Below are 2,414 nucleotides of genomic sequence, written 5' to 3'. Positions count from 1 at the left end.
CGTTCCCATACCGAACACGGAAGTTAAGCTCTCTAGCGCCGATGGTAGTTGGGACCTTGTCCCTGTGAGAGTAGGACGTCGCCAAGCAACTTTAAGACGAGTCAGGATGACTCGTCTTTTTTGTGTTTAATAAAACAAATGCATTTATTCTGCTTACTATAGTATTACTTTTTTACAGTAATAAGCTCAAAACTTTCATGAACAAGTAGTATATTGTTTATTTGTACTAGCTATATGAAGTTCTTTGATAACTTGATATAGAAGGTTGCAGGAAGAAAATAGAGTGCGAAAACCAAGCCATTCGGTTCCTGCGTAAAATATCAACTGTACCAAAAGAGCGTCCAAGCGTTGGATATCTAGGGGTGGAACACCCCGAAGTAACGCTCAGGGAGACTAAAGGTTACTTTCATCGTGGAACTGAGAAGCTCCCACTTCAAGCTTTGCTAAGTGGCGAGTGGTTCACATCCACGGATTAATGCAGGTAATAAACTGAAGAAATATATATGGCCCTTAAACAAGTTCGCTCCATTCGCGAGCATCTTTTTCATAGAAACATAATAGACAGGATATTTAATATCTGAATTGTTTCGTATGATAATGATTTTAATTCGTGAATAGAAAAGAAGCTACGACATGTTAAATTGAAATGAACCCGAATAGTGGTACATGAAAAAACACCTCCTGAATTCGCATACTAAGTATGAAAATTCAGGAGGTGTTTTTGTAACAGGTTATCTTATTTATTTGTTTTAAGTAGTTATGTGATAAAGGTGGTGGAGTTAAAAAGATAATAGCGAGTATTTTTTTCTTTATGGATCTGGCTTTTGAAGAGCAGCGATAATTTCAAAATATAATTCTCGCAAGTTTTGTGTATTACTTTCATATATAACATTTTGGATAACGATGTGTGGGTTAATGTCTAGACTCTATAATCTTTTTTATAGTCTGCATAGTTCATTACATTAGCTTCCCAAGAAATTTTTCGGATGGGAAGACCAGTTATGAGTAGTAATATTTGAACTGCTCTTGTAAATAGTGTTCAGCTTCTTTACAAGTTATACTTGTTTCCTCTAGTGGTTGGATAAGAGTCATTTTTGTGTAACCTTACAAATAAGGTCATTAAAGTATAGTTGGCCACTGATTGCTATTCGAATGGCATATGTATCTTTATTATCACGTTGATATAAATAAGTGGGAGGGAGAATAAATTCATCAGGAATAAATTCAGTTTCATATACTCTATTTGTAATTTGGGCTGCAATAATGAAACTAAATGCTTTGTTAGCAATGATATTTGTTCTTCTAATGGAAAAGCTTACGATAGTCTGTATATAGATATAGAATATAACTCTTTAAATTTTATAATTTTGGAGCTTTTATATAGAAGATAAGTGTAAGTGGAAAATTATAGTGTGATTACTTAAATGCAAGGAAGTAGTGGCCTATTACAAGGGGTTAGAACGTTTGTTCTTTAATGGTGTAATAGGTATATTCGATCAATTGGGCTGCTTATTTTTTATTGAACATATGTATTTAAAGGAGGGCTACATCGCTAGGTTCGGATCTTCATTATAGCTGTAACTTTACATGCTTTAGTGAAGTGGTTTTTCATTAAAATTGGATATATTGACATTCCTACTACTAAAGGGGCAAGCTGATTAACATCAGTGTGATGCTTGCTATCAAAGGCGAAGTCCATTTTTGGTATCGTTGACGTGCAAGATTGCGGTGTACCATCACCACTCTCAGGATAGACCGTATAGGTTCGTGAGCTACGGTACTATGACTGTTGCATGTTTATATGTTTTAGCGTCTTGTTCTTGTCTATAGTTGAAATGTATCAAAACAATAAGTGTTCTTCTATAAAGTATCGCGAAATCTGTAAACGAATCAATTACTCTATTTCCAACTGGTTTGGTGAAATAATCTACTGATTGCACTTTACTCCTCATAATTTTTAATATTAATTGGATCTAGTCTATTAGTTGGTTCATTCTATGAATGGTTGAGGGTAGTGAAGTTGAGTGTGTGCACTGTTAGAAAAGAGATATTGTAATTAAGATAAGGAGAGTAAATGAAGTCGCTAGAAAAGAATCTTTTTTGGAACCCAGTAATGTATGGGGATAATTCTTTTGAAATAGAGAGATTCATAGATAAGAGTAGACAATGATTGCTATTTAATAATATTTTTGTGGATTCTTATGTGGTCTTCATTAACCGAGCTTTTATGGGTTGTTAGGCTCACTACTAACTTTTTTGCTTCAGTCGGGCTTTGAAGTGGGAGTCTTACCGCCTACAAATAGCTGGATAAAGTGGTGTGAACATATTAAATTAAATATCTTTATAAAAAGGTGTTGACGATTGTACTTTGGAGGTGTAATATAGAACAAGTCGCCGGTAGCAACAACGCAGAA

At 34.6% G+C, this 2,414-nt stretch carries 1 protein-coding gene and 1 rRNA gene; one reads left to right on the top strand and one right to left on the bottom strand.

Annotated elements, in window-relative coordinates; genetic code table 11:
- Positions 1-87: ribosomal RNA gene (gene rrf / locus MR065_RS26935) — 5S ribosomal RNA — on the top strand; the annotation flags it as partial.
- Positions 88-1,772: 1,685 nt separating this feature from the next.
- On the opposite strand, the gene MR065_RS26930 is transcribed toward rrf, so the two are convergent.
- Positions 1,773-1,940, bottom strand: coding sequence for a hypothetical protein (locus MR065_RS26930; RefSeq protein ID WP_242215731.1), 168 nt, complete (start codon positions 1,938-1,940; stop codon positions 1,773-1,775).
- Positions 1,941-2,414 lie beyond the last annotated feature (474 nt).

The organism is Bacillus cereus group sp. BfR-BA-01383, assembly GCF_022663495.1.
GTDB lineage: Bacteria > Bacillota > Bacilli > Bacillales > Bacillaceae_G > Bacillus_A > Bacillus_A cereus_AU.
This window is presented reverse-complemented; position numbering and strand designations above follow the sequence as displayed.